Annotated in this window: 5 protein-coding genes; 3 read left to right on the top strand and 2 right to left on the bottom strand. The window is 52.2% G+C overall.

The window, feature by feature from the left end; genetic code table 11:
- Positions 1-30: 30 nt before the first annotated feature.
- Positions 31-1,566: an aldehyde dehydrogenase family protein gene (locus A918_RS0101520; protein ID WP_022709346.1), complete on the bottom strand. Its 1,536-nt coding sequence runs from the start codon at positions 1,564-1,566 to the stop codon at positions 31-33.
- A 270-nt stretch (positions 1,567-1,836) separates the two neighbouring features.
- Positions 1,837-3,228 (bottom strand): VOC family protein, encoded by a 1,392-nt coding sequence (locus A918_RS0101515; protein WP_022709345.1) that lies wholly within the window; start codon positions 3,226-3,228, stop codon positions 1,837-1,839.
- Between the two features lie 391 nt (positions 3,229-3,619).
- On the opposite strand from A918_RS0101515, the gene A918_RS0101510 reads away from it, so the two are divergent.
- From A918_RS0101510 to A918_RS0101500, 3 genes are all read left to right on the top strand, one after another.
- A complete protein-coding gene (locus A918_RS0101510; RefSeq protein WP_022709344.1) occupies positions 3,620-4,552 on the top strand; it encodes a LysR family transcriptional regulator in 933 nt (310 codons plus the stop codon).
- A 365-nt stretch (positions 4,553-4,917) separates the two neighbouring features.
- Complete coding sequence (locus tag A918_RS0101505) at positions 4,918-6,201, top strand: FAD-binding oxidoreductase (RefSeq protein ID WP_022709343.1); 1,284 nt, start codon at positions 4,918-4,920, stop codon at positions 6,199-6,201.
- A 210-nt stretch (positions 6,202-6,411) separates the two neighbouring features.
- Positions 6,412-7,392 (top strand): ABC transporter substrate-binding protein (locus tag A918_RS0101500; protein ID WP_022709342.1); only part of this gene is annotated, 981 nt, incomplete at its 3' end.

Genomic DNA, 7,392 nt, shown 5'->3' with positions numbered 1-7,392 from the left:
GGGGCTTTTCTTTGTCATCAGTACTGATGATTAGTCGATGTCGAAGGATACGCCCTGTGCGAGCGGCAGTGCCTTCGAGTAGTTTACAGTGTTGGTTGCACGGCGCATGTAAGCTTTCCATGCATCCGAACCGGATTCACGACCGCCACCGGTTTCCTTTTCACCGCCGAATGCGCCGCCGATTTCAGCACCGGATGTACCGATATTGACGTTGGCAATACCGCAATCCGAGCCGGATGCAGAGAGGAAACGCTCAGCTTCCTGCAGATTCAGTGTGAAGATAGAAGACGACAGACCGGCACCAACTGCGTTGTGCAGTTCGAGTACGTTGTCGAAATCGCTGTATTTCATCACATAGAGGATCGGTGCGAAGGTTTCTTCGAGAACCGGACCTGCCTGTTCTGGCATTTCAACGATTGCTGGCTGTACGTAGTAACCTGTGTCCGGACCTACGGAAACGCGTTCACCACCGACAACTTTACCGCCATGAGCCTTGGCTTCTGCCAGAGCTTTCTGCATGCCGTCGAAAGAAGCTTTGTCGATCAGCGGACCGATCAGTGCAGGGGTTTCCAGCGGGTTGCCGATGGATACGCTCTGATAGGCTTTGACCAGACGTGGTACCAGTGTGTCGTAAACGCTTTCGTGTACGAACAGACGACGCATGGTGGTGCAACGCTGACCTGCAGTACCCATGGCACCGAAAGCAATCGCGCGCAGAGCCATGTCGAGATCGGCTGACGGGCAGACGATACCGGCATTGTTGCCGCCGAGTTCGAGGATAGCGCGTGCGAAACGCTTGGCCAGACGCGGGCCTACATCGCGACCCATGCGGGTTGAACCGGTTGCGGAAACCAGCGGAACCTTCGGATGGTCAACCAGAACTTCACCGATTGTACGGTCGCCGATGATAACAGCGGACAGACCCTTAGGAGCATCTGCACCGAAACGGGCAGCCGCACGGTTGAAGATCGCTTCACAAGCAAGCGCTGTGAGAGGGGTCTTTTCGGAAGGCTTCCAGACAACAGAGTCACCGGCAACCAGTGCCAGAGCCGCGTTCCATGACCAGACAGCTACAGGGAAGTTGAAGGCGGAGATAACGCCGACAACACCAAGCGGATGCCATGTTTCCATCATGCGGTGACCGGCGCGTTCAGTCGCAATGGTCAAACCGTAAAGCTGACGGGACAGACCAACTGCGAAATCGCAGATGTCGATCATTTCCTGTACTTCGCCGAGACCTTCGGAGATGATCTTACCGGCTTCGATCGAAACGAGACGGCCGAGATCAGCTTTGGAAGCGCGCAGTTCTTCACCGAGCAGGCGGATCAGCTCACCGCGGCGAGGAGCCGGAACATCGCGCCATGTGCGGAATGCTGCATCAGCTTCTTCGATCATGCGGGCAGTGTCTGCAGCCGAATGAGTCTTGAGGGCGCCGATCTGTTCGCCGGTAACCGGGCTGAACGAGGCAAGATCACCGCCTGTATAGGCAGCGCTGTCAACGCCAAGCTTGGCGAGAATGTCAGCAGCTTCCTGCTTAACGTTCACTTTTTTATTTTCGGTGCTCATAAATCGCATTCCCTATTGTTTATCGTTCAGAATATCAGGCGCTTGTTCGGGTAAGGGAACAGACCTGATATTCTATCTGGTACGGTGGAGCAGTAATTTGCTCCGGAGCATTTCGCAGTTAACTGGCTTCAGTTAACGACCGCGATAATGCGACAACTCAAGAATCTAGAGCGAGTGTTATGGATCAAATGAAGCGCGACACGCTCTAGTATAAACAGCTGAACGGCAATCCGCTTTGAGGGCAGATTGCCGTTTTCATATGTTATCTAGTTATTCTGCTGCAGCTTTAAAGGCGAGAGCCTTCAATGCACCCTCAACAGATTCGCGCTCGATGCGGGCATAGTGTTCAAATTCATTGAGCACGGTTGCGCCGAGATCAGCTTCGAAACGCTTCTGGTTCGGGCTTTCAGTGAATTCCTGTGTATCATCGTCGCCGAGATTGGACTGGAAGATACCAGCGGCGCTGACCGGCAGGAAGTCTTCATAGACAATCGGGTCAAACTGGATTGCGCCTTCAGCAATCAGGCTGTCGAGATTGGCGGCACTCAGTTCGCTCTTGGCTTTCGAGCGGTCTGCAACGCTGTAAGCGAAGTAACCGAGACCCTGTTCACGGATTTCTGCCCATGTGTCCGGGAATTCTTCGAAAACTTCACCGAGAATGCGAACATATTCAGCAGCATTCGAGCCATCCGGCGCAGGGCGGATACGTGCGCGGGTCTTGTCGAGCAGCGCATCATAAAGACCGCGGCCTTTTGGTGTCAGTGCAATGCCGCGCTGTTCAATTTCACCAAAACGGGCAGTGTGTGTGCCGGCTTTCCATTCGCCTGCAGCATCGGTGAAAGAAACGGATTCTTCGAGCGCTTTAAACGAGGTCTGACGCAGCAGAACCGCACATTTACGGGTTGGCGGGCCTTCAACAACAGCTTTAGGCGAAATATTGCGCGCCGGCATCTGAGCCTGCACGGCATCGATGTCGAGTGTGCGTGGTGTCAGGTGGTTGATGTGCGGGCCTTTGAAAGACACAACGTCAGCAATCAGACGATGGGCGTCGTGCAGACGGTGATAGAGTTCTGCACTCACATTGGCCTTATCGTGCCAGCGGAATGTTTCCAGAACTTCAGCAACAAACTTGTCAGCCTGTTCCTGTGTGAGACCACCCTGTTTTTCAGCAGTCTCGATCAGCTCAATCGCACCGGCAGTGAAGATGTTGCGCTTTGCGAGTGTTTCTTCAGCTTCCTTGCGCAGCTTTTCGTCAGCGATCAGGTCGAGACGCAGCAGTGAAGTGAAAACGCGGAACGGATTGATCTTCAGCGATGCATCATCAACCGGACGGAAAGCTGTGGAATGCACAGGCACGCCGGCAGCGGACAGGTCGTAATAACCGACAGGGAACATGCCCATAACCGCATAAGCGCGGCGCATCATGGAAAGTTCAGCAGCGGTGCCGAGGCGGATCGCGCCGTGACGCTCTTCGGAAATACGATCCAGAGAATCGGTATCCTCGAGACGGGCGAGCAGTTCAGGCTGGGCTTTCAGGGTCGCAGCATTAACATCTGCAACCAGTTCCATCAGCGTACCGTAAGCAGGCACTTCTGTACGGTACATTGCGGACATTGCGGCTGAGAATGCAGCGCGGATGCTGTCGGCTGATACGAAATTCATGGTTTGCCTCCTTGAGGGCTTTCCGTATGCGAGCTGTTATCTGTCTTGGGAGAAGATAAAGCCCTGTCTGTTTTGCTCTTGGTGCAGTTCCATAAAGAAAAGCGGATGACGTTTTTCCTGAAACTGCCCTAAAACTGCTTCGTGTGGTTGATTTGTGCTCTTTGGGAGTCGCACAAAACCATCCTGATGTTGTTATAAAGGCCTATCTGATCCGAAAAATGTCAGCCAGTTTTCGGGATATGCTTTAAATTTGATGCGTAATTTCTTTTTAAATCGATTTTCGACTATCAGAAACACGTATCAGATGTTGATATCATGACTAAAATTGATCATATCAGCTGTAGTGGCCGCATGATTGCGACGAAACCGACTATGTTTATGCGAGGCAGGAATGAAGCTCAGCCGACGACTGATACCGGATATCGCCATTTTGCAGGCTTTTGAATGCGCTGCACGTCACGGAAGTTTTACACAGGCAGCCCACGAGCTGAACCTGACACAAAGCGCGGTGAGTCGTCAGATCAAGGATCTGGAAGGCCAGCTCGGCGTTTTGCTGTTTGAGCGAATCCGTCAGCGCATCCTGCTTTCTGATGCGGGACGCAAGTTTTTGCCGGAAGTACGCCGCCTTTTGAACCAGACCGAAGATACGATGTTGCGGGCGATGGCCTCGGCACAGTCTTCTTCGGCTTTCAGCGTGGCGACATTGCCGACATTCGGCGCGCGCTGGCTGATGCCGCGTATTCCGAATTTCATCGAAGAAAATCCGGGTGTGGCTTTTAATGTCGGCTCACGCACCGGCGTGTTCGATTTTGAAGAATATCCGTTTGATATGGCTATTCACTATGGTCAGCCGGTTTGGGCACATGCCACCTGCAATTATCTGTGCAGTGAGATGGTGGTGCCTGTTGCCAGCAATGCTTTGATCGAAAGCCACCGCATTGTTGAGCCGGAAGACCTGCAGAAAGAGCCTCTGTTGCATCTGACAACGCGTCCGAAAATGTGGACGCAATGGTTTGAACTTTGCGAAGTGGATGCGCGTAGCACCTATAGCGGCCATCGTTTCGATCAGTTCTCTATGGTGATCGAGGCCGCTGCCGCTGGGCTTGGGATTGGTTTGTTGCCGGTTTATCTGATTGAGCAGGAATTGCAGGAAGGTCGCCTGCGGATTCTGTTTGATAAGCCTATGCGTACTGAGAATGATTATTATCTGGTGGTGCCGGAAGGCAAACATGAAAATCCGCTGATACAGACATTTTCCAGCTGGATACGCGGGCAGGTCGGCCAGCATGATTATATGGCGCTGGTGCATCTGAACGCAGAATAAGATATGTAATGCAATTTAAGTGGAACAGGTCATTCCGCAAATGAATGATCTGTTGCGCAAAAATTGCTACTTTTGCCAAAACCGAAAGGTGTATGGCTACTCAGGCGCCAGAAGAAAAAGACGATAATAACACTGGTAAATAACAAGCCGGATGATTTTCCGTGTTGTGCTTCAAATTTCAAACACTCAGAGTGTTGTGTGTGTATCCGCATTATATATACGGCGCTCTTTATCCATTTTGATCGTTGACCTTTTGTCTGAGCCGCTTTTGCGTGGTGCGTATATTTCAGACGCATAATCGTAGGCTTGTTGCTGCAATACAGGCTGACATAAGTGGCAACGTTGTTTTTGAGAAATGAACTGACATGTTGAATAATCCCCGTTCTCACGGTCTCTGGGAAAAATCCGCTCCTGCCGCTCCGGTTACATCTGCCCTGCAAGGCGAGTTAAACGTTGACGTGGTTGTTGTAGGCGGTGGTTTTACCGGACTTTCAACCGCACTGAATCTGAGTGAACGCGGCAGCAAAGTTGCCGTGCTTGAAGGCGTTGAAATCGGTTTCGGCGGTTCCGGCCGCAATGTCGGTCTGGTCAATGCCGGTATGTGGGTTATGCCGGATGATCTGCCGGGAGTGCTCGGTCAGAAATATGGTGACCGTCTGCTCGAAGCGCTCGGCAATGGCCCGGAAATGGTTTTCGAGCGTATTGAAAAGCATAATATCGCCTGTGAAGCGACCCGCACCGGTACGCTGCATTGCGCTGTCGGTCAGAAAGGCCTGCGCGAATTGCAGGATCGTGCGGAACAGTGGCAACGCCGTGGTGCGCCGGTAACGCTGTTGAGCGCCGAAGAAACTGCAAAGAAAGTCGGTACTAAAGCCTATAGCGGTTCGCTGCTGGATATGCGTGCAGGCACCATTCAGCCGCTGGCCTATGTGCGTGGCCTTGCCCATGCGGCCATTGCTGCAGGTGCACAGATTTTCACCGGTTCACAGGTGACTTCCACTGAACGTGTGGGCAATGACTGGGTGGTTCGCACTGCCAAGGGTTCGGTGCGTGCGCAATGGATCGTGGTGGCAACCAATGCCTATACACAGGCACCATGGCCGCAGATCCGCGCAGAAATTATGCATCTGCCTTATTTCAATCTGGCAACCAAGCCGCTGACCAAAGAGCAGCAGGCACAGATTCTGCCGGAACGTCAGGGTGTATGGGATACCAAACAGGTGCTGTCGTCTTATCGTTACGATCAGGCTGGTCGTTTGGTGTTCGGCAGCGTTGGTGCATTGCGCAATACCGGCACAGGTATTCATACGGCATGGGCAAAGCGCGAAATGAAGCGTCTGTTCCCGCAGCTTGGTAAAGTCGAATTTGATTATGAATGGTACGGCCTGATCGGCATGACCAATGACAGCCTGCCGAAATTCCATCGCTTTGATAAGAATGTGATCGGTTTCAGCGGTTATAATGGCCGCGGCATTGCCACCGGTACTGTATTCGGCAATGTGCTGGCACGTCATATCAGCGGTGAAATCAGCGAAGCTGATCTGCCATTGCCGGTGACTGAGCCGGAAACACAGTCCTTCCTCGGTATCCGCGAAGCCTATTATGAAACCGGCGCACAGATCGCGCATTTTGCCGGCGCTCGCTTCTGAGCGCTTAAATCAAAGACCACGCTCGCTTCTGAGCCAACTGCCAGAATAGATGAGATTTTAACAGGGCATTGCTGGTTCAATGCCCTGTTTGTTTTTGTTTTCTGTGGTGACTTTATTCTTTGTCATAAACTTGTAGTGTTCATTTAATAAATGAACGGCGAGTAACCGGCTCGCTCCGGTGTCGGATGAATGATTTCAGGGATAAGAATCATGTTGCAGAAACGCACGTCACGTAAAACAGTTCTGGCTACTGCTCTGGCAGTATTTATGGGCGCAACTGCGGTGAATGCAGAAACGCTCAATCTTTATACCTCGCAGCCGGAAGCTGATGCGACCAAAACCGTTGAAGCATTCCGCAAAGCCAATCCTGATATTGATGTGCAGGTGTTCCGTTCCGGTACCAGCGATATTCTCAGCAAGCTGGCTGCTGAATTTGCTGCCGGTGCGCCGCAGCCGGACGTGCTGCTGATTGCCGATGCCGTGTCGATGGAACTGCTGAAAAAAGACAATCGTCTGAAAGCCTATGAAGGCGCGAAGACTGATGGTCTGACCGAAGGTTCGTTCGACAAGGACAAAACCTATTTCGGTTCCAAGCTGATCACCACCGGTATTGCCTATAACACACAGGCGAAAAGCAAGCCTGAAAGCTGGGCTGATCTCGGCAAAGAAGAATATAAAGGCCAGATCGTGATGCCGAGCCCGCTTTATTCCGGCGCGGCGGCTTATCTGCTCTCCGGTTTTGCACTGAATTCGGAACTCGGCTGGGATTATTTCGAAAAGCTGAAAGCCAATGAGCTGATCAGCGTGCGCGGCAATGGTGCGGTGCTGAAATCCGTTGCCAGCGGTGAAAAACCTTATGGTATCCTCGTGGATTTCATGGCGCTGAACGCCAAAGCCAAAGGCTCACCGGTTGAGTTCGTGTTCCCTAAGGAAGGTGTGCCTGCGGTGACTGAACCGGTTGCAATCATGGCGACTGCTAAAAATGTTGCCGGTGCAGAGAAATTCGTTGATTTCATCCTCTCGGATGATGGTCAGAAACTGGCACTGGAGCAGGGTTATCTGCCAGCCAAGGAATCTGTTGGTCGCCCGGGCTGGTTGCCGGAAGGAACAAAAATCAACATCATGTCGATTGATACACTCAAAGTTCTGGGTGTGACAGAAGCCGACAAGAAGCGTTTTTCTGAACTGTTC

This window comes from Pseudochrobactrum sp. AO18b (assembly GCF_000409565.1).
GTDB classification, from domain to species: Bacteria; Pseudomonadota; Alphaproteobacteria; order Rhizobiales; family Rhizobiaceae; genus Pseudochrobactrum; species Pseudochrobactrum saccharolyticum.
Note: the sequence above shows the minus strand (reverse complement) of the source record. Positions and strands in the feature narration are given on the sequence as shown.

Bases quoted from the DNA above. Each gene is read 5' to 3' on its own strand.
- A918_RS0101520 (WP_022709346.1), bottom strand. From the start codon at position 1,566: ATGAGCACCGAAAATAAAAAAGTGAACGTTAAGCAGGAAGCTGCTGAC.
- A918_RS0101515 (WP_022709345.1), bottom strand. From the start codon at position 3,228: ATGAATTTCGTATCAGCCGACAGCATCCGCGCTGCATTCTCAGCCGCA.
- A918_RS0101510 (WP_022709344.1), top strand. From the start codon at position 3,620: ATGAAGCTCAGCCGACGACTGATACCGGATATCGCCATTTTGCAGGCT.
- A918_RS0101505 (WP_022709343.1), top strand. From the start codon at position 4,918: ATGTTGAATAATCCCCGTTCTCACGGTCTCTGGGAAAAATCCGCTCCT.